The sequence below is a fragment of the Arthrobacter sp. SIMBA_036 genome (assembly GCF_046535135.1).
Taxonomy (GTDB): domain Bacteria; phylum Actinomycetota; class Actinomycetes; order Actinomycetales; family Micrococcaceae; genus Arthrobacter.
Window position 1 is genome coordinate 1 of sequence record NZ_JAWRXG010000268.1, and the last position, 261, is coordinate 261.

The 261-nt window shown below is 60.5% G+C and carries 1 protein-coding gene; it reads left to right on the forward strand.

What is annotated here, in order from left to right:
- The first annotated feature begins 51 nt into the window (after positions 1–51).
- Positions 52–216 (forward strand): hypothetical protein, encoded by a 165-nt coding sequence (locus SB659_RS19845; RefSeq protein ID WP_310296205.1) that lies wholly within the window; start codon positions 52–54, stop codon positions 214–216.
- The last annotated feature ends 45 nt before the right edge of the window (positions 217–261 follow it).

Genomic DNA, 261 nt, shown 5'->3' on the forward strand with positions numbered 1-261 from the left:
GGAACTTTGCCGCTGGGGCGGCGTTAAGCTGGCAGAACAGGAGTTCCCGTCATGCGTCAAAAACTCACGCTACTTGCGATCGGCTATATCGCCATCAGTGCCGTCATCGTTGCCTTGGCCTACCAGCCGCACGGCACCACGACCACCCAGAAGACCGACCGCCTGGCCGGAGCGACCAGCAGTTCGCATTTCCTGGCAGAGCGCTTCGCCGGCTGATTAGCTGAGCGCCGGCTTGTAGGCAACGACGTGGAAATATTCCTC

Coding starts and splice junctions, on each gene's coding strand:
- SB659_RS19845 (WP_310296205.1), top strand. CDS start 52: ATGCGTCAAAAACTCACGCTACTTGCGATCGGCTATATCGCCATCAGT.